The sequence below is a fragment of the Streptomyces anatolicus genome, from assembly GCF_019400875.1.
In the GTDB taxonomy this organism is placed as follows: domain Bacteria; phylum Actinomycetota; class Actinomycetes; order Streptomycetales; family Streptomycetaceae; genus Streptomyces; species Streptomyces anatolicus.
Genome location: NZ_WMBF01000029.1, coordinates 1 through 21392 on the forward strand (window position 1 = coordinate 1; position 21392 = coordinate 21392).

Genomic DNA, 21392 nt, shown 5'->3' on the forward strand with positions numbered 1-21392 from the left:
GTACCGGACCAGCCGTCCGAGATCGACCCCGGCGCGGGCCGTCTGATCGCGGGACGCTACCGGCTGCTGGCCAAGCTCGGCCACGGCGGCATGGGCACGGTGTGGCGCGCCAAGGACGAGACGGTGGACCGCGAGGTGGCGGTGAAGGAGCCGCGCCTCCCCGACCACCTGCCCGCGCGCGAGCGCGCCAACGCCTTCGAGCGGATGCGCCGCGAGGCGCGCGCCGCCGCCCGCCTCGACCACCCCGCCGTCGTCAACGTCCATGACGTGGCGGTCGAGGACGGGCAGCCGTGGATCGTCATGGAGCTGGTCCAGGGCCGCTCGCTCGGCGCCGCGCTCCAGGAGGGCACCCTGGGCGCCCGCGAGGCCGCCCGCATCGGCCTCGACGTCCTGAACGCCCTGGACGCCGCGCACCAGGCCGGCATCCTGCACCGGGACGTCAAGCCGGACAACGTCATGCTCGGCAGGCACGACCGGGTCATCCTCACCGATTTCGGCATCGCCCAGATCGAGGGCGAGACCAACCTGACGGACACGGGCGGCTTCGTCGGCTCGCCCGAGTTCATCGCCCCGGAGCGGGTCCTCGGCCAGCGCCCGGGCCCGGCCTCCGACCTCTGGTCGCTGGGCGTCGTCCTGTACGCGGCGACCGAGGGCGTCTCGCCGTTCCGCCGCAGCAACACCCCGGCGACGCTCCAGTCCGTACTCAACGCGACGCCCGCCGCGCCCGCGTCGGCCTCCGGCCCGCTCGCCGAGGCGATCAACGGCCTGCTGGCCAAGGACCCGGCGCACCGCCCGGACGCGGCGCGGGTCCGCGCCCTCCTGGAGGAGGCGGCCAGGCCCCCGCAGCCGGCGCCGACGCAGGTCGTCACGGTCGCGGGCGGCGGTGACGGGCGCGGCGGCAAGGGAGTCTTCCTGAGCCGCAAGGCGCTGGCCGCCATCGCCGGGGTGGTCGTCGTGGCCGTGGCGGCGGGCGTGCTGGTGGCGATGAACCCGTTCGCGGGTTCGAAGGACGCCGAGGGGTGGCGGAAGCACGAGGTGAAGGAGCTGGCGGCGACCGTCGCCGCACCCGCCGGCTACCGGAAGGCCGAGGACGACAACTCCAACGAGAAGGAGCACTGGGTCCGGTACACCGACCCGAGCGGCAGCGTCTGGATCAGCCTCTCCCTCCTGAAGAAGTCCGAGAACACCAGCGGCGAGATCGCCGCGACGGCGGCCGCCGAGATGTACGACGACGACGCCGGTTTCAAGGAGTCCGGGAACTACACCATGGGCATGGCCTCCGACCCCGCTCCCAGGAGCGACCCCGAGGAGACCGAGTTAAAGGGGGAGAAGGCCGCGGAGAACACCGTCGTCTACTCCACCACGGACAGCGAGAACCCCCTCCCGCGCGAGCTCAAGGCCTTCTACTACAAGACGAAGGGCGGCGACATGTACAAGCTGCTCGTGAGCTACCCGGGCAAGGGCGACTTCACCGCCCGAGGCCGCGAGGTCGCCGAGACGGCCATCGCCGATCTGGAACTCGACAAGCTCTGAAAAGGTCTTTCCGAGGGGCGCGGCGCGTGACAACGCCCTGATCAGCGGCTTTGTCGCCAGCAATCACTGGCGTCGTGCGAGCGGGCGGTGAAGGCCGATTACCGATGGGTACCCAAAACCCTGACGTGGGCCTACTCTCACGAGCATGACGGACACGCAGGCCACCGCAGCGCCCCTCGGAACGAACCCGACCGCCCCGGCCCCCGCAGGCGCGCGAACCGCCGCCGACGTGGTCACGCCCGAGCTGATAGCCCAGCTCACCCGTGACGTCATAGGTTCGGGGCGCACGGCCAACCACACGCCGCTCACCGGCGAGAAGCTGGCCGACCTCCCCGAGTCCACCCCCGAGGACGTGGCCACCGCCTTCCAGCGGGCCCGCACCGCCCAGATCGCCTGGGCCAGGACGCCCGTACGCCGGCGCGCCGCCGTGCTGCTCCGCTTCCACGACCTGGTGCTCCAGCGCCAGGCCGAGGTGCTCGACCTGATCCAGCTGGAGACCGGCAAGGCCCGCCTCCACGCGCACGAGGAGATCCAGGCCGTGGTGGTCGCCGCCCGGCACTACGGCCGCAAGGCCCCCTCGTATCTGAGCCCCAAGCGGCACACCGGCGTCGTCCCGGTGCTCACGAAGGTCACCGAGAACCGCCAGCCGCGCGGGGTCGTCGGGCAGATCGCCCCCTGGAACTACCCCCTCGAACTCTCCATCGGCGACGCGCTCCCGGCGCTCGTCGCGGGCAACGCGCTCGTGATGAAGCCCGACACGGAGACCTGCCTCACCGCCCTGTGGGCCCGTGACCTGATCATCGAGGCGGGCCTGCCGTCCGAGGTCTTCCAGGTCGTCATCGGCGAGGGCCCGGTCGTCGGCCCGGAGATCGTCAAGCACGCCGACTACGTCTCCTTCACCGGCTCCACGCGCACGGGCCGCGAGGTCGCCCGGGGCGCGGCGGCCCGCCTGGTCGGCGTCTCGCTCGAACTGGGCGGCAAGAACGCGATGCTGGTCCTGCACGACGCCGACATCGACAAGGCGGCGGCCGGCGCGGTGCGCGCCTGCTTCTCGTCGGCGGGCCAACTGTGCATATCCATCGAGCGGTTGTACGTCCATGAGTCGATCGCCGACCGGTTCGTGGAGCGCTTCGCCGAGCGGACGAGGGCGATGCGGCTCGGCACGTCCCTCGCGTACGGCGCCGACATGGGCTCGCTCGTCGGCGAGCGGCAGCTGGAGACGGTGACCCGGCACGTAGAGGAGGCCGTCGCCAAGGGCGCCACGCTCGTCACGGGCGGCGTCGCGCGCCCGGACATCGGCCCCTACTTCTTCGAGCCGACCATCCTGGACAACGTCGAGGCCCCGATGGCGGTCTGTACCGAGGAAACGTTCGGCCCGGTCGTCTCCCTCTACCGCTTCACGGACGAGAACGAGGCGATAGAGCTGGCCAACTCCACCTCGTACGGCCTGAACTCCTCGGTCTGGACGAAGGACGGCAGCCGGGGCCGCAAGATAGCCGCCCGCCTGCGCACCGGCACGGTGAACGTCAACGAGGGCTACGCGCCCGCCTACGGCAGCGCCCAGTCCCCGATGGGCGGCATGAAGGAGTCGGGCCTCGGCCGCCGCCACGGCTCCGAGGGCATCCTCAAGTTCACCGAGGCGCAGACCGTCGCCCACCAGCGGCTCATGCCGCTGGCGCCAGCCTTCGGCCTCGACGACGAGAAGTACGCGGCGTTCATGACCGCGAGCCTCAGGGTCATGAAGGCACTCCGCCTGCGCTAGGAGCGCCCCGTAAGGGGCGCGGGGAACTGCGCGAGCAACCACGGACGGGCCCGCGGGAAATTTGACGAGGAGAGTCGATGTCACAGGAGAGCTCTGCCCAGAACCAGGCGGGTTCTGCCCAGAACCAAGTGGGCGACGACGCTGCGTACGACTACGACGTCATCGTCGTGGGCAGCGGCTTCGGCGGCGCGGTCTCCGCCCTGCGCCTGACGGAGAAGGGCTACCGCGTCGGCGTCCTGGAAGCCGGGCGCCGCTTCACGCGCGCGACGCTGCCCAAGAACTCCTGGGACCTGAAGAACTACCTCTGGGCCCCGGCCCTCGGCCTCTTCGGCATCCAGCGCATCCACCTGCTCGGCAACGTGATGGTCCTCGCGGGCGCCGGAGTCGGCGGCGGCTCGCTCAACTACGCCAACACCCTCTACGTACCGCCCGCCCCGTTCTTCAACGACCCGCAGTGGAAGAACATCACGGACTGGCAGGACGAACTGCGCCCCTACTACGAGCAGGCCAAGCGCATGCTCGGCGTACGGCTCAACCCGACGACGACACCCTCGGACGTCCATCTGAAGGCCGCCGCCGAGGAGATGGGCGTCGGCGACAGCTTCCACATGGCACCGGTCGGCGTCTTCTTCGGCGACAAGGACGACGCGGACGGTACGTCGACGGCCCGGCCCGGCGCCGAGGTCCCTGACCCCTACTTCGGCGGCGCGGGGCCCTCGCGGCGCGCCTGCACCGAGTGCGGCGAGTGCATGACCGGCTGCCGGCACGGCGCGAAGAACACCCTCAACGAGAACTACCTCTACCTCGCGGAGAAGGCCGGAGCGGTCATCCACCCCATGACGTCGGTCGTCGCCGTCACCGAGGACTCGCGGGGCGGTTACGCCGTCGCCACCCTGCCCACCGACGACCGGCGCAAGGGCAAGGGCCGGGTGTTCAAGGCCCGCAAGGTCGTCATCGCCGCCGGTACGTACGGCACGCAGACGCTCCTGCACCGCATGAAGGACAGCGGCCTGCTCCCGCGTGTCTCCGTCCGGCTCGGCACCATGACCCGCACCAACTCCGAGGCCCTGGTGGGCGCCCAGACCACCGACCGCCGCTACCGCAAGCGGCACGGCGGGCAGAAGGTCGACTTCACCAAGGGCGTCGCGATCACCTCGTCGATCCACCCGGACGAGAACACGCACATCGAGCCCGTCCGCTACGGCAAGAAGTCCAACGCCATGGGCAGCCTGACCGTGCTTCAGGTCCCCTACAGCGCGAAGGGCGGCAAGGCGCGGGTCGCCGGCTGGCTCGCCAACGTCGCCCGCCACCCCACGCTCCTGGTCCGCTCGCTCTCCAACCGGCGCTGGTCGGAGCGGGTCATCATCGGCCTGGTCATGCAGTCGCTCGACAACTCCCTGACCACCTACCGCAAGGAGAAGGGGATCGGGAAGGGCCTGCTCACCGCCCGGCAGGGCCACGGCGCGCCCAACCCCGACCAGATACCCGAGGCGACGCGTGCGGCGACGCTCCTGTCCAAGGAGATCAACGGCTTCGCCGGTTCGAACATCGGCGAGCTGATGGGCACCCCGCTGACCGCCCACTTCCTCGGCGGCTGCCCCATCGGCGACTCGCCCGACACCGGTGTCATCGACCCCTACCACCGGCTCTACGGCCACCCGGGGATCTCGGTGGTCGACGGCGCCGCGGTCTCCGCGAACCTGGGCGTCAACCCGTCCCTGACGATCACCGCGCAGGCCGAGCGCGCGATGTCGTTCTGGCCCAACAAGGGTGGTGTGGACCCGCGTCCGGCACAGGGCGAGCGGTATGTGCGGCTCACGGCCGTGGAGCCGAAGACTCCGGCGGTCCCCGCGGACGCCTTCGGCGCGCTGAGGCTGCCGTTCCTGGGGGTGCCGGCGGTGCCGCCCAAGAGGTGAGCGGGGTCTCAGGAGGTGAGCGGGGTCTCAGGAGGCGAGCGGGGCCGGGGGTACACGTCCCGGGATACACGTAAGGACCTGCGCCCCCCTCCGAGCGCAGGTCCTTCCGCGTGCTGGTGAGCCGCCGTCACCCGGCGGCGTGCCGCTGCTACCCGGCGCTGTGGTCGGCGGTGTCGGTCTTGCGGCGGCGTACGACGAAGACCGCGCCCGCACCGACGACCACGGCGGCGCCGCCGACGAGACCGATGGCCGGCAGCGCCGAGCTTGAGCCGGTCTCGGCGAGGCTGTCGGTCACGGGAAGATCCTTGGCGGCGCCCTGCGGCTGGGTGACGACGGACGGCTTCTTCGTCGGCTTCTTCGGCTTCGGCGCGCCCGGGTGCTTGTTCTCGCTGCCGGGCTTGAGGATCGTCAGCGGGAACTTCGTGGACGAGTTGTGTACGCAGTCCAGCTCGGAGTCGACGTAACCGCCGAGGCCGAGCGCGTAGCCCGCACCGGCCGGGGCCTTGGCGCTGATGTCGAGCCGCAGCTTGATGTCGACGCTCTCTTCGGCGCCCAGCTCGATGACGCCGAAGGCGAGGCCGCCGTCCGGGTCACCGTCGAGCGAGGTCCAGGTGCCGGTCCCGGGGTCGAGGAACTGAAGGTCGGCGTAGTCGCTCAGCCAGTCCTTCGTGTCGTCGCTCTCCGAGTCGTTCTCCACGGCCGCGCTCCACTTGACCTCACCGAACGCCTCGTCGGTGGGGTTGGTGGCGGTCAGCTCGAACGGGTGCCAGCCGCTGCCCGCGACGACCTTGCGGGGCAGGCCGGTCAGCTCCAGCTCCAGCTCGGAGTCGAGGTCGACGCCGGTGCCCTTGTCGACCGGGCAGTCGGCGGGCTCCGGCTCCTCCTCGTCGTCATCCGGGTGCTGCGACTCGTCCGTCGTCTCGTCGTCCGTGGGCTCTGGGCCCGGCTCACCCGGCTCTTCGGGGTCTTCCGGGCCCGCCGGCTTCTCCGGGGAGGGCTTCTTGGTCGGCTCGGCCGTCTCAGCCAGGGCAGGGGCGGTGCCCTCGGTGGCGAACGCGGCCGGGGCCGACAGAAGCGCCATCGGGGCGATGACAGCCGTAGCGGCCGCTGCTGCCATGGCACGGCGAAGCTTCATGAAGTCCCCGGGAGTGGCTGGGTGGAGTGGCTTTTATCGGAGTGGTTTCTGTTACTGCATGCATGACCTGCGATCCCTGTGAATGGTTGTCCTCGCATTCACGGAATCCTTATGTGGCGTGACTCACATCGCTTGTGCCGCCGCGACGGGGTGCCGTAGAACTGCCCCCGCCCGAGGGGGCGATGGGGAGATATGGGGGAGGGAACAGCGTTGGCCATACCCGACGAGGTGTGGGAGAGGTTCGAGAAGGACAGCGAGCGGGACATCCGCTCGTCCGCGCCGAAGGAACCGTCCGCGCGGGCCCGCATGGTGGCCGAAAGGCTGCGCCGCCTGGACGAGGAGGCCGCGCGCGAACAGGTGCGCCAAGCCGGGCGGTTGCGCCGCAGGCGGGCGCGGCGCGATGCCGAGTCCGTGCGATGGCGGCCCGATGACTGGCGCTCGGCGCCTCTCGGCCCGCGCCGCGACGCACGTTCCGAGCGTCGCCGCCGGATGTGGAGCGTGGTGATCGTGATCGGCTGCATGGCCCTGGCGATCGCGGTGCTCAGCCCGTTCCGGTTCTGGATGTGGGGCTGGTGACTCCCGGCCCGGTCCGGCGCGGCCCGGTGCTGGGAGCGGGCGGGGTGGAACCGTAAGCGATCTTCTGCCGTCGTAGAAGTGGTGCGAGTGCCCTCGTAGTAGTGGTGGTGCGCACCGCGAGACGTATGTGAGCTGAACAGGTGGGGGCAGAGATCGTGAAGTCAGCTGTGTCGCGGGTCGTGGTGGCCCTCTCGGTGGTGGCCGCCCTCGGGGCGACCGCGGCCTGCGGCGGAAGCGGCGACGACGGCGACGGCGGCGGCGGCGGCAAGGATTCGGCCAAGCCGGGCGTGGGCGTGGGCGCGGGTGCGGGCGCCTCGAAGGGCGGTGCCGACGCGGCCGCCCGGCTGGAGAAGGCAGCCCTCGCCACGGGTGACGTCAAGGGATACAAGGTCGAGAAGCCGAAGGCCCCCGACGCCTCCGCGCCCGCGGCCCCGGCCGCCGGGAAGACCTCACCCGCGGTGTGCGCCCCGCTCACCGCCCTGCTCGCCCCCGACGCCTCCCAGAAGCCGCAGCCCAAGCCCAAGCCCAAGCCGAAGCCGAAGGCGCACGTCGGCCGGATCCTGACCAACCCCGCCGACAACGCCCACACGACGACCCACGTCGAACTGTCCGCCTACACGCAGGCCGACGCCAAGCGCCTCATGGCCGACCTGCGCACCGCCACGAAGTCGAAGAAGTGCGCCGCCTTCCGCGTCGACGGCCTCCGCTACCTCGACGTCAAGGCGCTGCCCGCGCCGGACAAGGGCGACGAGGCGGTCACGTACAAGCTGGTCCACCGCAAGGGCGAGTACACGGCGCGCGAGCGCGTCACGGTCGTACGCGACGGCTCCACGCTCATGACCTTCGACGCGTCGAACCTGTACGACCCCGCGGGCGTCCAGGACGACCGGGAGGCCGAGCGCGAGGGCATGCAGGGCATCGGCACGCCCAGGGCCGACGAGGACCCGAAGGTGGACACCGTGATCGTCGACGCGCAGCTCGGCAAGTTCTGATCTCACACGCGTCCCGTACAACCTTTCCGGCGGTTTCTGATCGTTATGCAAATCGCTGGCAAAGTTGGCGTGTTTGCAGCTTTCATTTCGCCTCGGTGCGGGCCTGTCGCCCGCGCCACACGAATGAAGGTAGGAAACGTGAAGTCATCTGTGTCTCGGGCCGTCGTGGCCGCGTCCGTCACGGTCGCGCTGGGCCTGACCGCAGCGTGTGGCAGCGACGACGACGGCAAGAAGCCGTCGAAACCGGCCAAGTCCGCGCAGGGTTCCGACGGCGGCAAGGACGCGAAGCCGGCCGGCGCGAAGCAGGGTGCGCTGACCACCGCCGAGCTGGAGAAGGCGGTGCTCGCCAAGGGCGACCTCAAGGGCTACAAGCTGGAGAAGCTGTCCGCCGCGGACATGCCCGCGCAGACCGTGCCCTCCGACCCGGTCACGTGCCAGCCGCTCGCGAACATGTTCATGTTCGCCACCGACCCGGCCTCCAAGGCCCGCGTCGGCCGGACCATGACCGGTCCCGACGAGATGGACGCCACGATCATCACGCTCGCGCTGCTCGCCCACGAGAAGGACGACGCGGAGAAGGTCATGGACGGCCTCCGTACGGCCACGAAGAAGTGCGAGGCGTACGAGCACGCCGGCTCCAAGTACCGCGAGGTCGCGGCCCTGCCCGCCCCGAAGTCGGGCGACGACGCCGTCTCGTACAAGGTCGTGGGTCTGATCGAGGGCCAGAAGACGCCGATGAGCTTCACCGTCGTACGCAGCGGTTCGACGCTCGCCGCCTTCTACTCGATCAACCTGCTCAAGCCGAAGGAGTTCGGCGTGCCGACCAAGATCGTCGAGGCACAGGTCGACAAGCTCGCCAAGGCGGGGAAGCGATAGCTGTACCTGTACGGGTAGCTGTACCTCTACGGGTAGCTGTACCCGTGCTGTGCGAGCAGCTGTAGCTGTACGAAGGGCCCCGCGGGACGGATCCGCGGGGCCCTTCGCTGTCAGCACCGACGTCAGGGCAGCGTCGGTGCCGCGGGGCGACGCCGGGGGAGTGCGCCGCTGGTTCCTCGGTGCGCCGGTGGCCGACCCGGCGCACGGGGGGCGCTCGCGTGGTATCGACCATTGGCAGTTCGGTGGTGGACGGGGGCCCGGAGGCTGTCCGCCCTCCTGGGCATCGTGCTCGATGGGCTGCCGGGAACGCAACCGTTTCGACCACATCTAGAGGGAATTTCGACCACAGCTAGAGGGAGGGACCGAGGGAGAGGGTGAGGGGCGGCAGGGGAGTCGGGACGGAGGCCGGCCGGCCCCGGGCGTCCCCGGAGCCGACCGTTCTCTTGGGTGACCGGGCTGCTGTCCCCTGCCGCCCGGTCACATCGCTGGAGCGAGGTCCCACGGCGTACGACATGATCCGTACGCCTCATCGCACCAGCGGAGCCACGCGTGGTTCTTACGGGCCCGCCCCTGGCTGACACGGACATCGGGACCAACGAACCCCGCCCGGAACCGGTCACGCGCCGTACGGGTGAGAAGCGACCCGAACTCAGATCCGCAGGTGTCCGGGGTGGGGGCCGCGGGGGTCAGACGCGGCCCCGGCACAGCTCGAGGAGCGTCATCGCCAGCGTGGTGCCGGGCTTGCCGAGCGCGTCCCTGTAGTGGCCGAGGACCTCCATCTCGCGCGAGAGGTTCACGCGCCGTCCGCCGGAGGTGATGCGGGCCTCCTGGATCACGGCCGAGACGGCCATCCGTTCCTGGACGAGACCGATGATGCGGTCGTCGAGCACGTCGATCCGCTCCCGGGCGTTCTCGATCACACCGGCGGCCTCGGCGGTACGGGCGCCGGTCCTCTCGGTGGGGGTGGCGATCGCGGAGGTGGTGACGGCGGAGGTGGTGGTGACGGGAGCGGTGGTGGTGACGGTGGCAGTCATGTGGGTGGGGCTCCTTGTGGTTCCTGGGGTTCTCGCGAAGAGGTGCCCCGGAGCGGCAAGACCCGGAAATGACAGAACGCCCCGGGCCTTGTCGGCCCGGGGCGCCTGGGAAGTCGCTTGTCAGTGGATCAAGCAGCTCGACCATGGCAGCCGGCGGGCCGGGTGCCATAGGTAAAGAGGAAGCCGAGGTGCTTGTTCACGGGGCCAGTATGCCCTCACCCGCGCGTGCCCGGTCAATCGGATACGGCGGGCCGCTCGGATGCTGAGACGCCTGTCCGGGGCCGCGCTCCCCACCGCGGACTTCCGTCGGATGCGACGAGGGAGGCACCGCCGCGCCCGGTAGAATCGACAAAACAGACCCCCTGCACACGCACTGAGCCTCTCGCTCAACGCTCAACGCCGGAAGGCCGCCGCCGTGCCATCAGCGCCCCACGCTGCCGCCGCTCCCGACACCGTTCTGGTCGTCGACTTCGGAGCGCAGTACGCCCAGCTCATCGCCCGTCGCGTCCGTGAGGCCCGGGTCTACAGCGAGATCGTGCCGAGCACGATGCCCGTCTCCGAGATGCTCGCCAAGAAGCCGGCGGCGATCATCCTCTCCGGCGGCCCCTCGTCCGTGTACGCGGAGCAGGCGCCCACCGTCGACCGCAGCCTCTTCGAGGCCGGCGTCCCCGTCTTCGGCATGTGCTACGGCTTCCAGCTGATGGCGACCACGCTCGGCGGCACCGTCGACGACAACGGCGCGCGTGAGTACGGACGCACGCCCCTGACCGTCTCCAAGCCCAGCTCCACCCTCTTCGAGGGCACCCCGACCGAGCAGTCCGTGTGGATGTCGCACGGCGACGCCTGCAGCGCGGCGCCCGAGGGCTTCACGGTCACCGCGTCCACGGACGTCGTCCCGGTCGCCGCCTTCGAGGACGACGAGAAGAAGCTGTACGCCGTGCAGTACCACCCCGAGGTGATGCACTCCACGCACGGCCAGCAGGTCCTGGAGCACTTCCTCTACCGCGGCGCCGGCCTCAGGCCCGACTGGACCACCGGCAACGTCATCGACGAGCAGGTCGCCGCCATCCGCGAGCAGGTCGGCACCAAGCGCGCCATCTGCGGTCTGTCCGGCGGCGTGGACTCCGCGGTCGCCGCAGCCCTCGTCCAGAAGGCCATCGGCTCGCAGCTGACCTGCGTATACGTCGACCACGGCCTGATGCGCAAGGACGAGACCGAGCAGGTCGAGAAGGACTTCGTCGCCGCGACCGGCGTCCAGCTGAAGGTCGTCGACGCCCAGGAGCGGTTCCTGACCGCGCTCGCCGGGGTCTCCGACCCCGAGGAGAAGCGGAAGATCATCGGCCGCGAGTTCATCCGGGTCTTCGAGCAGGCCCAGGCGGAGATCGTCGCCGAGGCCCCCGGCGACCAGCCGGTCGAGTTCCTGGTCCAGGGCACGCTCTACCCCGACGTGGTCGAGTCCGGCGGCGGCACCGGCACGGCCAACATCAAGTCCCACCACAACGTGGGCGGTCTCCCCGAAGACCTCGAGTTCAAGCTCATCGAACCGCTGCGCAAGCTGTTCAAGGACGAGGTCCGCATGGTCGGCGCCGAGCTGGGCCTGCCGGACGAGATCGTCCAGCGCCAGCCCTTCCCGGGCCCCGGCCTCGGCATCCGCATCGTCGGCGAGGTCACCAAGGACCGCCTCGACCTGCTGCGCGAGGCCGACGCCATCGCCCGCGAGGAGCTGACCAAGGCCGGTCTCGACCGGGACATCTGGCAGTGCCCGGTCGTGCTGCTCGCGGACGTCCGCAGCGTCGGCGTCCAGGGCGATGGCCGCACCTACGGCCACCCGATCGTGCTGCGCCCGGTCTCCTCCGAGGACGCCATGACGGCCGACTGGACCCGCATGCCGTACGACGTCCTCGCGAAGATCTCCACCCGCATCACGAACGAGGTCGCCGATGTGAACCGCGTGGTCCTCGACGTCACGTCGAAGCCGCCGGGCACCATCGAGTGGGAGTGACCCCCTGGGTCTCCCCCGAGGCTTGCTGAGCGCCGGTGCCGCCACTTCACGACAGAAGCGGCAGCACCGGCGCTCTCGCGTCCGCCGGGTGCCTCGCGTCCCCTGTGCGTCACGCGTCTACCGGGCATCGCGCGTCCCCTGCGCGTCTCGGGTCCCCCGGCGCTCGCGCGTCCGCCGGGGCTGCTCGCGTCCACGGCGCTCTCGCGTCCACCGGGGCTTTTCGCGTCCACGGTGCTCTCGCGTCCGCCGCCGGGAGGCGAGCGCCGGTTCGTGTCGTGTCCGCCCTCTCACGTCCGCCGGGTCGTGCGCAGCGGGACACCCGGCTTCCACACCTGCACCGCCAGGTACTCCTCGTCCTCGATGGAGGTGCGCACCACCTCCGTCAGCTCGACGCGGAAGAGATGGAACGCGTCCGGATCGGGCGGATTGACCTCCTCCGCATAACGCGCGATCTCCTGCGGGTCCCGCACCTCGACCGCGCGGCCCGCGACACGGACATCGCCGCCCGCCATCTCCGTGCCGGGCCCCGGGTTCGCCTGCAGCGCGAAGCGCGGATCGCGGCGCAGGTCGAGCGCCTTGAGGGAACCCGGCATCATGCCGAGCCACAACTCCCCGTGCAGGAAACGGACTTCGATCCCCGTGGTGCGCGGCGAGCCGTCCTTGCGGAGCGTGGCGAGGACGTGGTGGGTGAAGGCGCCGAAGCGGCCCTCGACGGTGTCGGCCAGAGCAGGTTCCGCGGCGGCGAAGGCCGCCCAGTTCGACTTCATACGCCGAGTGTGGCGCCGATACCCGACATCTTCTGTCGTCTATCGATTCCCCCCTTGCGCGCTCTCTTCGCCGGGCACCCCTGTCCTCCTGTACGGACCGCCAGTAACGCCGACGGGGGCGGTGCGGACCCGGGAGCAGCTCGGCAGCGACCTGGTCGCGTGGAGCAACTGCCAGTCCCCGTCGCAGGACATCAGCCGCAGCGAACCGGACCTGCTGACCCGAGATCCCTACCGGCACCCGCCACCGGTCCGTCAACACGCAGCTGGCCCATTCACCCCCGCTGACCTGACCCACGGGGTTCATTCGCCCTTCAGTGCGGCACAATTCCCTTTCTCTGCAAGGAAGTTCACTACAGCCCCTCGGGGCTTCGAGGGTGGGGAAGGCGGCGTACGCGGTGGCGGTGCAGGAGGCGAGACAGGGCGCGCACGGGGGCGGCTGCACGTGCGGCGGCTGCCCGCACGGCGCGCGCGAGGGGCACCGGCGTGCCGTGGCCGCGTTCCTCACCAAGCGCGACGAACTGGCGGCCGGGCAGGGCCTGCCCGCTGCCGTGGCGCACTCGGCGGGCGCGTCACGGCAGTGGGTGTCGGACGAGTTGACGCAGTCCGCGCGGGCGGTCGCCGAGCGCGGCAGGGCCGAAGGGGAGGCCTGGCTGCGGCGGCTGTGGACCCGCACGCTCGGCGTCGTCTGGGGCTCCTTCGTCGTGCTCCTCCTGGTCCAGGCGCTCACCGCGATCGGCACCGGCTGGACGACGGCGCGCACGGCAGGGCTCCTCGCCGCGCTGGTCGTGGGCGGGCTGCTGACCGGCGCGGCATACGTCCACCGCGAGCGCGGCGGCGTCCTCGCCCCCGTCATCGGGGAGGACAACCGGCTCTCGACCTCGCGCTCCGTGGCCGCCTCCTGGGTGCTCCTCGTGGTCTTCGCGCTCCTCGTCCTCGCGGGCCAGCTGGCAATGGCCTCGGGGGACGGGCGGTGGGACGAGCTGATCGCCGGGCTGGAAATCGGCCGCGCTGCCGGGATGATGACCGTCCTCGCCGTGGTGTGCGGGGTCGCGGTCCTCGTACGCGGAGTGGTCGGTCTGCGTGTGCTGGGCCGACGGCTGCAGAAGGTGCCCGCGGACCGGCCCCGGGCCGCCGATCCGCTCACCGACGACGCGGGCCGCGGCAGCTTCGCCGACGCGCAGTACGTCCTGATCAGCACGGTCGCCGTGGTCTTCGCCGCCGTACGCCTCGCGCGGCGGCCCGAGCAGCTGCCCGATCTGCCGTGGGGGCTCGCCGTGCTGGTGCTGGTGTCGGCGGCGACATACCTGGCCGCGAAGTTCTCCGAAGGCGGCCGCCCCGTGATCCTCTCCGTCGTCCGCGCGCGGGAGGCCGGGGATCTCGACGCCCCGATCCGCACGGGCGACGACATCGAGATCCGCGGCGCCGGCTTCGTCCCGCCCGGCGCCGGTGACGCGGACCGGCTTGCCCGCATGGTCGTGCGCATCGGCGCCGTGCACGTCCACGTGCCTCTCGTGCCCGTGCCGGGCGGCTTCAGCAATCCGGCCGACACAACACTGACCGTGCCCGTCCCCGTCGACGTCGAGCCGGGGCGCGTGGACGTGCAGGTGATCACCGCCGCAGGTCTGGAGACGAACCGCGTCACCATCGACGTCACGGACTGAACCAGCAGGCCCAGCCATCGGCTGCACCACCTCGGCTGACGCATCAGAGCCTCCCCCTGGGGCTTCCCGGTCGATGTCATGGAATTCCGCCGCACGCCGGTGAGCAGCGGCCCCTTCTCGTACGTATGGTCAGAAGACGGGGTCGACGGGAGAGGCGGCGCGAAGCCATGGCTCACGGCATGCGGACGGACCGGCACACCAGCTACGCCCGGCGTGAGGACTGGCGGGAGACCGCCACTCGCTACGCCCTGCTCCCCCTGCGGATCTTCCTCGGCGTCACCTTCATCTACGCCGGTCTGGACAAGCTCACGGACGGCTCCTTCATGCGGGCCGACGGAACGGGCTCGATCGGCGAGATGATGGAGGGGGTCCGCGACATCTCCGCGATCCCCGCCCTGGTCGACCTCTCCCTCAAGAGCCCCGTCGGCTTCGGCTACGCCATCGCCCTCGGCGAACTCGCCGTCGGCATCGGCACCTTGATCGGCCTGTTCGCCCGGGTCGCCGCGCTCGGCGGTGCGCTCATCTCACTCAGCCTCTGGCTGACCGTCAGCTGGCACGAGGAGCCCTACTACTACGGCAACGACCTCGCGTACCTGATGGCGTGGCTGCCGCTGGTGCTCGCCGGGGCCTCGGTCCTCTCCGCCGACGCCAAGCTCGCCGCCCGCCGCAGAGACCGCCACGACTCCGTTGCCCCTGGTTCCCCAAGGGTCCCGGGGCTCTAGTCCCCCAGCTTTCCGGAGCCTTGCGGGCCGCCTTCCGGGCGGGCCGCGCCGCGCGGGCGTATCCCGTGGATCGTCGCCGCCACGCCTGCCAGGAGCAGGCCCGCCATCACGAGCGGGAGTGCGACGAACCACGGCGCTTCCCAGGCGCCGCCCGCATCGCCCGCGTACACGACGGCGACCGTCAGCAGGGAGAGGCCGGCCACCAGCTTGCCGGGGTGGAATTCATGACGTAGCACGGGTCACCTTCGCTTGTCCGACGCCGACTTCGAGCCGCAGATCGATCGTGCCGCCGTCCTTGCTGCCCGCGGGCGGCTTCAGCGTCACCTTCTCCTCCCGGCCCGGAGCGACGTCCAGGTCCTTGCCCTTGTCGCCCGGCAACACGATGTCGCCGATGCCCACTTCCACGTTCAGCCGCACGGTGGCGTCCTTCGGCACGATCACCCTGAGGTCGCCCGCGCCGGTCTCGGCGCTGGTTTTCAGCGTCCGGTCCTTGCCGACGTCGATCTTGCTCAGGTCGAGCGTGCCCGTGCCTAGCCCCACCTCGTACTGGGGGCGGACTTCCGCCACCGACGCTGGTATCCATTCGGCGCGGGCGTAGTGCGTGGTGATGTTCTTCGGGAGGGCTGCCGCGGCCGCGAGGAGGCCTGCGGTGAGGACCGCGAGCACGATCGAACCGGCCCCCGTGCGCCCCAGGAAGGCACTGAGCGTGATCCCGAGACCGAACACCGCGAGCGCGCACGCCAGGCCTGTCTGCAACGTCGTGCCGAGCGGCTGGTCCTCCCAGGTCAGGCCGGTGCCCAGGCCTCCCGCCAGCAGGGCCAGGAGGAACACCCAGCCGCCGATCCAGCGCGGTCCGCGGGGTGTCGGCGGCGGGAGGGGAGCCGCCGGCTCGGGGCTGCTCCCGCCAGGGTGGTGGGCTGTCGGCTGATAGGCGATGCCGAGGCTCTCGGGACCCCAGAAGTAGCCGGAACCCCCTTCGTGCGTGCCGTCCTTGACTATCGGGTCACGCCACCAGGATGGGCTCTCGAAGACGGGCGGCGCCTTCGCCTCGGGCGGGGCGTCCGCGGCGGCCTGCGCGGCGACCGGGTCGGGATCGAGGGCTCCGCGCTGCTGCGACCAGTACCCCGCGCCCGCGAGGAGGAGGGTGAGGACGGCGGCGAAGGTGAGCGCCCCGCCGTTGTTCAAAAGGGTGAGGAAGACGCCGCAGCCGACGAGCGCGAAGAGCACAGCCGTCAGGGCCTGGCCGTCGACCCGGCCGGAGAGGACCCTGCGAGCCTCGTTCTCCTCCTCGTCCTCGTAGGGCACGAGGAGCCAGGCGAAGCCGTAGATGACCAGACCGAGCCCGCTGGTGATCGCGAGGATCGCGACGCCGATGCGGAAGATCACCGGGTCCATGTCGCAGTACCGCCCAAGCCCCGCGCACACCCCGCCGAGCTTCCTGTGCCGGCGGTCGCGGCGGAACTTCCGCTCCTGCGCGGGCAGGCCCGGCTCCTGACCGTACGCCGGGCCGTGCGGCTCGCCATCCGCGCCGGACAGGGCGTCGCGGATGGCGGCCTCGGTCTCCGTCTCGGCGGGCTGCTGATCTGTCATGTGTCCATGGTGACGGTCCGGGGCCCGCCGCGGCAGTCGGGAAAACCCTGGTCCGACCCTGAGATCGTCCCTGAGACCCGGCGGGCGCTCACCCTGACAGGGCTGGGCCAGGGGCCGAGATCAGGGAAGTCTCGGGGGTCGACCCTGATGCCCGTGTCCGCGCCCGCGTGTGAATATCGAGACATGCCGGAAGCCGCCGCACCACCCCTCGACGCCGTCAGACCGCTGCGCAAGCTCTACCGCAGCGGCGACGGGCGTTGGCTCGGTGGCGTCGCGCGCGGTCTCGCCGGGCATCTCGGGCTGCCGGTGATCTGGGTCAGGCTCATCTTCGTCGGCTTGTTCACGGCGGACGGCCTCGGCGCCTTGCTGTACGGGGCGTTCTGGTTCTTCGTCCCGCTCGGTATCGGCGGCGTCGAGGCCCAGCGGCCGCCCGCGGCCGTCATGACCGACACCGCGCCGGACGGCCGCCGCAGACTCGTGGCCCGCAAGCCGGACAAGGGCCAGATCGTCGCGCTCCTCGCGATGGTCGTCGTCTCGATGGTCTTCGTCGGCAATGTGAACCTGGACGGCTCGACCAAGGCCTACGTCGTGCCGACGCTGCTCGTCGCCGCCGGTGTCGCGCTGGTCTGGCGCCAGGCCGACAATGCCCGCCGGGCCCGCTGGATGGCTGTCGGCCGCCGTCGGCGCACCCTGACGCTCGCCCGTTCGGCGGCCGGGGTGCTCCTGGTCGGCGCCGGCGTCACCGGCATATTCGTGCTCCAGGGCTCCGCGGCGCACCTGGGTGCCGTGTTGCAGGCCGCGCTGGCCGTGCTCGTCGGTATCGCGCTCCTCGCCGGCCCCTACCTCGTCCGTATGACGCAGGACCTCTCCGAGGAGCGGCTGATGCGCATCCGCGCCCAGGAGAGAGCCGAGGTCGCCGCCCATGTGCACGACTCCGTGCTGCACACCCTGACGTTGATCCAGCGCAACGCGGAGAAGCCGAGCGAGGTGCGCCGCCTCGCCCGCGCCCAGGAGCGCGATCTGCGGGTCTGGCTCTACAGACCCGAGGGCACCGGCAAGGACGAGGACGAGGAGCCCGACACCCTCGCCGAGGCGGTCCGCCGGAGCGCGGCGGAGGTCGAGGACAAGCACGGCGTCCCGATCGAGGTCGTCGTGGTCGGCGACTGCCCGCTCGACGACCGGCTGACCGCGCAGATGCAGGCCGCGAGGGAAGCCATGGTGAACGCCGCCAAGTACGGTGGCGAGGGCGGCGCGGTGCAGGTCTTCGCCGAAGTCGAGGAGGAGAAGGTCTTCGTGTCCGTCCGGGATCGCGGGCCCGGCTTCGACCTGGACTCCGTGCCCGACGACCGCATGGGCGTACGAGAATCGATCATCGGCCGCATGCAGCGCAATGGCGGCACGGCGCGGTTGCGCGCGGTGCCCGGCGGCGGCACGGAAGTCGAGCTGGTTATGGAAAGGACGGCGACGACATGAGCGACGCGACCGAGGCAGGCGGACCCGCGGAACCGACGGGGTCGGACGAGGGCGGTGCGGGCGGGCGTCGTGTGCGGGTCGTCCTTGTCGACGACCACCGGATGTTCCGTACCGGGGTGCAGGCGGAGATCGGCCGGACCGACATCACCGGCGTCGAGGTGGTCGGTGAGGCCGCCGACGTCGACCAGGCGGTCACGGTGATCACGGCCGCGCGCCCCGAGGTCGTGCTCCTGGACGTGCACCTTCCCGGAGGCGGCGGTGTGGAAGTGCTGCGCCGCTGCTCGCCGTTGATGGCCGACGCGGAGAACCCGGTGCGTTTCCTCGCGCTCTCGGTCTCCGACGCGGCCGAGGATGTCATCGGTGTCATCCGCGGCGGCGCCCGCGGCTATGTCACCAAGACCATCACCGGCACCGATCTGGTGGACTCCATCTTCCGTGTGCAGGACGGCGACGCGGTGTTCTCGCCGCGCCTGGCCGGCTTCGTCCTGGATGCCTTCGCCTCCACCGACGCGCCCCCGGTCGACGAGGACCTGGACCGTCTCACACAGCGCGAGAGAGAGGTGCTGCGGCTCATCGCCCGGGGGTACGCGTACAAGGAGATCGCCAAGCAGCTCTACATCTCCGTGAAGACGGTCGAGTCGCACGTCTCGGCGGTCCTGCGGAAGCTTCAGCTCTCCAACCGCCACGAGCTGACGCGGTGGGCGACGGCGCGACGGCTGGTCTGAGCCCCAGCGGTCCCCGAGCCCCAGCGGTCCCCGAGCCCTCGCGGTCCCCTCCGAGCCCTCGCGGGCCGCCCGGAGCCCCAGCGGTACGTTCCGAGCCCTAGCGGGCGGTGCCGCTGGGGGCCGGTGCCGGGGCTCGCATCCGGAGCGCCCAGCGGTAGTGGCCGGCGGCCTTCGTGGCTCCCACGAGGCCCGTCAGCCACAGGATCAGGCCGGCGCCCATGCCGAGGACGACGTCGGCGTAGGTGTCGCGGCCCGGCTCGGCGTACGCGGGCGCGGCGAAGGACGCCCACAGGCCGAGCGCGCACACGGCGAGGGAGGACAGGAGCCACAGGAGGCTGAGGCCGGGGGAGCGCAGGCGGGCGTCGGACACCGGGTGGTGGTCCAATGCGAGCCAGGCGTCGGTGAGTTCTCGTATGCGTCGGTCGCGGCGGATGCCGAGGACGACGCCGACCACCGCGGGGCCCAGCGCCGCGAGGCCGAGGGTCGCGAGGACCGGGCCGAGGATGATCCCCGTGGCGTCCTCGTCCTCGATGTACTTGAGCGGCCGTACCAGCAGTGCCCAGCCGATGACGGCGCCGAACCCGCACAGCCACAGCAGGAGCAGCCGGTGTACGCCGAGGTGGCGCCTGCGCAGTTCGTGCAGGGCCAGGCCGCGGTCGGTGAGCATCGTCTGCCGGTCCGGCCAGGTGCGCAGATGCACGGGAGGGGGAGGCGGTGGCAACGTACGGCTGAGCATGAACCCGACAGTACTTCGGCCCAGGGGGGCGCCAGAACGGCGGTCGGTGGTGGGGTCGGTGGGCGCGGTGGGGCGCCCTGCTTGGGGGCGCTGGGCCCGGTCACGCCACCCGCGTGGCGCCCGCGAACGGCATCTGGTCGATCGGCGCGAGCCGCACCGGGGCGCTGGGATTGGGGGCGTGGATCATCTGGCCGTTCCCGACGTAGATGCCGACGTGACTGATGCCCGAGTAGAAGAAGACCAGGTCACCGGGGCGCAGCGCCGAGCGCGGCACTCGTTGGCCCGCGGCGATCTGGGCGTAGGTGGTGCGGGGCAGGGAGACGCCCGCCGAGCGGTAGGCGGCCTGCGTCAGCCCCGAGCAGTCGAAGGCGTTCGGACCTGTGGCGCCCCAGACGTAGGGGCTGCCGATGGCTCTGTACGCGTAGGAAACGGCGGCCGCGGCACGGGCGTTGGGGGCCTTGGCGGCGGCGCCACGCTGAAGGGTGCGGGCGTCAGGCTCGTGGGCGCCAGGCCGAGGGGCGCGGGTGTCCGAGCGGGCGTCCGAGCGGGCGGCGCGGCCGTGGGCGCCCGCGAACTGCGCGCGCTGTTCCTCGGTGAGCTGGGCCAGCAGCCGCTTGGCCTCGCCGAGCTTGGTGAGGACGGTCGTTTTGTGCTTCCTCAGTTCGGCCTGGCGTGAGCGGAGGGCGGAGAGGCGGTCATCGGCCTCCGTGCGCAGCTGGTCGATCTCCTGAAGTTGCTTGCGTACGCCGCCGACGGCCGCGGCCTGGCGGCTGCCCGCCCGGTCGGCGAGCGAGGCACGGTCCAGGAACTGTTCGGGGTCCGAGGAGAGCGCGAGCTGGACGGAAGGATCGATGCCGCCCGCGCGGTACTGGGCGGCCGCGTAGGAACCGAGAGTGTCGCGGGCGGAGTCGAGCTTCTCCGTCTTGCGGGCTGCCTCGTCACGCAGCCCGTTGAGCGATTTCTGGGCCTTTTGGGCCTTCTCCTTCGCGCCGTTGTACTTCTCGGTGGCGACCTCCGCCTCCCGGTAGAGCGCGTCGACCTTCGATCTCACCTCGGCGGGGCTGGGCCGGGGGTCCGCGTGCCCCGAGCCTTCGAGGGCGGTCGCCGAGGCGGCTCCCGCGAGGGCGAGGGTGGCGGCGGTGCGGGCCGTGTGGCCGGTGAGCGAGCGCTGTCTGGGCTTGCGGTGCGCTGCCACGAGGAGGGCTCCTTACCTGTCCGGCGGCGGCCCGCACAGGGGGAGCGCGCCGCCGCCGGATTTCTCGGCGGTGGTGGCCGACTGCCGCCCTCGGCGGGCGGCGGTGGGGAGCCGGTCACCTGGTGGAGGACGCTAAACCTGGCGGTCACGGCCCGGCGCCGGATTGCGCGTAATCGGCATAAGTGGGCGGAACAGCGACCGCATCTGTCCGTACCGAGGGCGGGTCGGTGCACTCCTCGCTCGCAACTGTGACCAATGCGTCGTTTGTGCCCACCCCGCCCGTAGCGGAGTGGTATAGGGCCGCCTACAGGGAGCGGTGGGGGCCCGGCTAGGCTCCGGCCTCATGGACGTACTCATCCATCTCTTCGTCGGCCTGCACATCATCGGCATCGCTTCGCTCCTGGGCGGCTTCCTGACCCAGATGAAGCAGATGGGCCAGGGCACCGCCCGCTTCAGCCCCGCGATGCTGCACGGCGCGTTGATCATGCTCGTCACCGGTGTGGCCCTGGTGGGCCTCAACCAGGCGGACGACAACACGGTCAACAACCTCAAGATCGGCATCAAGATGGCCGTGCTGATCGTGATCCTCGCGCTGGTCTATGTGAAGCGGGACGAGGAGAAGGTCGACAAGGGCATGTTCGGAGCGGTGGGGCTGCTGACCACGGCGAACATCTTCATCGCCGTCCTGTGGACCTGA

19 protein-coding genes are annotated in these 21392 nt (G+C 71.2%); 12 read left to right on the forward strand and 7 right to left on the reverse strand.

What is annotated here, in order from left to right:
• The 3 genes from GKQ77_RS05490 to GKQ77_RS05500 all read left to right on the forward strand — a co-directional run.
• Positions 1–1533: serine/threonine-protein kinase (locus GKQ77_RS05490; protein WP_219687567.1), on the forward strand; the 1533-nt coding region annotated here is incomplete at its 5' end.
• A 145-nt stretch (positions 1534–1678) separates the two neighbouring features.
• Positions 1679–3295 (forward strand): succinic semialdehyde dehydrogenase, encoded by a 1617-nt coding sequence (locus GKQ77_RS05495; protein WP_219687568.1) that lies wholly within the window; start codon positions 1679–1681, stop codon positions 3293–3295.
• Between the two features lie 77 nt (positions 3296–3372).
• Positions 3373–5211 carry a GMC family oxidoreductase N-terminal domain-containing protein gene (locus GKQ77_RS05500; protein ID WP_219687569.1) on the forward strand — a complete coding sequence of 613 codons (1839 nt, stop codon included), beginning with the start codon at positions 3373–3375 and terminating at the stop codon, positions 5209–5211.
• A 148-nt stretch (positions 5212–5359) separates the two neighbouring features.
• On the opposite strand, the gene GKQ77_RS05505 is transcribed toward GKQ77_RS05500, so the two are convergent.
• The gene (locus GKQ77_RS05505; RefSeq protein ID WP_258020876.1) at positions 5360–6292 is read right to left on the reverse strand and encodes an LAETG motif-containing sortase-dependent surface protein; all 933 of its coding nucleotides are present in this window, start codon (positions 6290–6292) and stop codon (positions 5360–5362) included.
• 264 nt (positions 6293–6556) lie between these two features.
• Between GKQ77_RS05505 and GKQ77_RS05510 the strand changes: the two genes are divergently transcribed.
• The 3 genes from GKQ77_RS05510 to GKQ77_RS05520 all read left to right on the forward strand — a co-directional run bounded on the left by GKQ77_RS05510 (position 6557) and on the right by GKQ77_RS05520 (position 8790).
• Entirely contained in the window at positions 6557–6922 is a 366-nt protein-coding gene (locus tag GKQ77_RS05510) for a hypothetical protein (protein WP_219687571.1), read from the forward strand.
• Positions 6923–7077: 155 nt separating this feature from the next.
• Complete coding sequence (locus tag GKQ77_RS05515; protein ID WP_219687572.1) at positions 7078–7914, forward strand: hypothetical protein; 837 nt, start codon at positions 7078–7080, stop codon at positions 7912–7914.
• Between the two features lie 138 nt (positions 7915–8052).
• A complete protein-coding gene (locus GKQ77_RS05520; RefSeq protein ID WP_308117561.1) occupies positions 8053–8790 on the forward strand; it encodes a hypothetical protein in 738 nt (245 codons plus the stop codon).
• A 686-nt stretch (positions 8791–9476) separates the two neighbouring features.
• Here GKQ77_RS05520 and GKQ77_RS05525 read toward each other — a convergent pair.
• The gene (locus GKQ77_RS05525; RefSeq protein WP_219687574.1) at positions 9477–9824 is read right to left on the reverse strand and encodes a chorismate mutase; all 348 of its coding nucleotides are present in this window, start codon (positions 9822–9824) and stop codon (positions 9477–9479) included.
• 415 nt (positions 9825–10239) lie between these two features.
• On the opposite strand from GKQ77_RS05525, the gene guaA reads away from it, so the two are divergent.
• Positions 10240–11826, forward strand: a complete 1587-nt coding sequence (gene guaA / locus GKQ77_RS05530) for a glutamine-hydrolyzing GMP synthase (protein ID WP_219687575.1) — start codon at positions 10240–10242, stop codon at positions 11824–11826.
• A gap of 287 nt (positions 11827–12113) precedes the next feature.
• On the opposite strand, the gene GKQ77_RS05535 is transcribed toward guaA, so the two are convergent.
• Entirely contained in the window at positions 12114–12593 is a 480-nt protein-coding gene (locus tag GKQ77_RS05535) for a pyridoxamine 5'-phosphate oxidase family protein (protein WP_219687576.1), read from the reverse strand.
• A gap of 395 nt (positions 12594–12988) precedes the next feature.
• Between GKQ77_RS05535 and GKQ77_RS05540 the strand changes: the two genes are divergently transcribed.
• Positions 12989–14254 carry a hypothetical protein gene (locus tag GKQ77_RS05540; RefSeq protein ID WP_219687577.1) on the forward strand — a complete coding sequence of 422 codons (1266 nt, stop codon included), beginning with the start codon at positions 12989–12991 and terminating at the stop codon, positions 14252–14254.
• Between the two features lie 167 nt (positions 14255–14421).
• A complete protein-coding gene (locus GKQ77_RS05545; RefSeq protein WP_219687578.1) occupies positions 14422–14976 on the forward strand; it encodes a DoxX family protein in 555 nt (184 codons plus the stop codon).
• Here GKQ77_RS05545 and GKQ77_RS05550 read toward each other — a convergent pair.
• Positions 14973–15212, reverse strand: a complete 240-nt coding sequence (locus tag GKQ77_RS05550) for a hypothetical protein (RefSeq protein ID WP_219687579.1) — start codon at positions 15210–15212, stop codon at positions 14973–14975. The genes GKQ77_RS05545 and GKQ77_RS05550 overlap by 4 nt on opposite strands.
• On the reverse strand, positions 15199–16566 hold the full coding sequence (locus GKQ77_RS05555; protein WP_219687580.1) for a PspC domain-containing protein: 1368 nt from the start codon (positions 16564–16566) through the stop codon (positions 15199–15201). The genes GKQ77_RS05550 and GKQ77_RS05555 overlap by 14 nt, the downstream gene beginning before the upstream one ends.
• Before the next feature lie 183 nt (positions 16567–16749).
• Between GKQ77_RS05555 and GKQ77_RS05560 the strand changes: the two genes are divergently transcribed.
• On the forward strand, positions 16750–18039 hold the full coding sequence (locus tag GKQ77_RS05560; RefSeq protein ID WP_219687581.1) for an ATP-binding protein: 1290 nt from the start codon (positions 16750–16752) through the stop codon (positions 18037–18039).
• Complete coding sequence (locus tag GKQ77_RS05565) at positions 18036–18764, forward strand: LuxR C-terminal-related transcriptional regulator (RefSeq protein ID WP_219687582.1); 729 nt, start codon at positions 18036–18038, stop codon at positions 18762–18764. Before GKQ77_RS05560 ends, GKQ77_RS05565 begins: the two co-directional genes overlap by 4 nt.
• 97 nt (positions 18765–18861) lie before the next feature.
• Here the strand turns inward: GKQ77_RS05565 and GKQ77_RS05570 are convergent, their stop codons facing one another.
• Together GKQ77_RS05570 and GKQ77_RS05575 are read right to left on the reverse strand one after the other, a co-directional pair.
• Positions 18862–19500 (reverse strand): hypothetical protein, encoded by a 639-nt coding sequence (locus tag GKQ77_RS05570; protein WP_219687583.1) that lies wholly within the window; start codon positions 19498–19500, stop codon positions 18862–18864.
• A 100-nt stretch (positions 19501–19600) separates the two neighbouring features.
• On the reverse strand, positions 19601–20695 hold the full coding sequence (locus GKQ77_RS05575) for a C40 family peptidase (protein ID WP_219687584.1): 1095 nt from the start codon (positions 20693–20695) through the stop codon (positions 19601–19603).
• Positions 20696–21038: 343 nt separating this feature from the next.
• Here GKQ77_RS05575 and GKQ77_RS05580 point away from each other — a divergent pair, with 343 nt between their 5' ends.
• A complete protein-coding gene (locus GKQ77_RS05580) occupies positions 21039–21392 on the forward strand; it encodes a hypothetical protein (RefSeq protein WP_219687585.1) in 354 nt (117 codons plus the stop codon).

Bases quoted from the DNA above. Each gene is read 5' to 3' on its own strand.
- GKQ77_RS05565 (WP_219687582.1), top strand. From the start codon at position 18,036: ATGAGCGACGCGACCGAGGCAGGCGGACCCGCGGAACCGACGGGGTCG.
- GKQ77_RS05525 (WP_219687574.1), bottom strand. From the start codon at position 9,824: ATGACTGCCACCGTCACCACCACCGCTCCCGTCACCACCACCTCCGCC.
- GKQ77_RS05555 (WP_219687580.1), bottom strand. From the start codon at position 16,566: ATGACAGATCAGCAGCCCGCCGAGACGGAGACCGAGGCCGCCATCCGC.
- GKQ77_RS05545 (WP_219687578.1), top strand. From the start codon at position 14,422: ATGGCTCACGGCATGCGGACGGACCGGCACACCAGCTACGCCCGGCGT.
- GKQ77_RS05535 (WP_219687576.1), bottom strand. From the start codon at position 12,593: ATGAAGTCGAACTGGGCGGCCTTCGCCGCCGCGGAACCTGCTCTGGCC.
- GKQ77_RS05500 (WP_219687569.1), top strand. From the start codon at position 3,373: ATGTCACAGGAGAGCTCTGCCCAGAACCAGGCGGGTTCTGCCCAGAAC.
- GKQ77_RS05495 (WP_219687568.1), top strand. From the start codon at position 1,679: ATGACGGACACGCAGGCCACCGCAGCGCCCCTCGGAACGAACCCGACC.
- GKQ77_RS05580 (WP_219687585.1), top strand. From the start codon at position 21,039: ATGGACGTACTCATCCATCTCTTCGTCGGCCTGCACATCATCGGCATC.
- GKQ77_RS05505 (WP_258020876.1), bottom strand. From the start codon at position 6,292: ATGGCGCTTCTGTCGGCCCCGGCCGCGTTCGCCACCGAGGGCACCGCC.
- GKQ77_RS05570 (WP_219687583.1), bottom strand. From the start codon at position 19,500: ATGCTCAGCCGTACGTTGCCACCGCCTCCCCCTCCCGTGCATCTGCGC.
- GKQ77_RS05560 (WP_219687581.1), top strand. From the start codon at position 16,750: ATGCCGGAAGCCGCCGCACCACCCCTCGACGCCGTCAGACCGCTGCGC.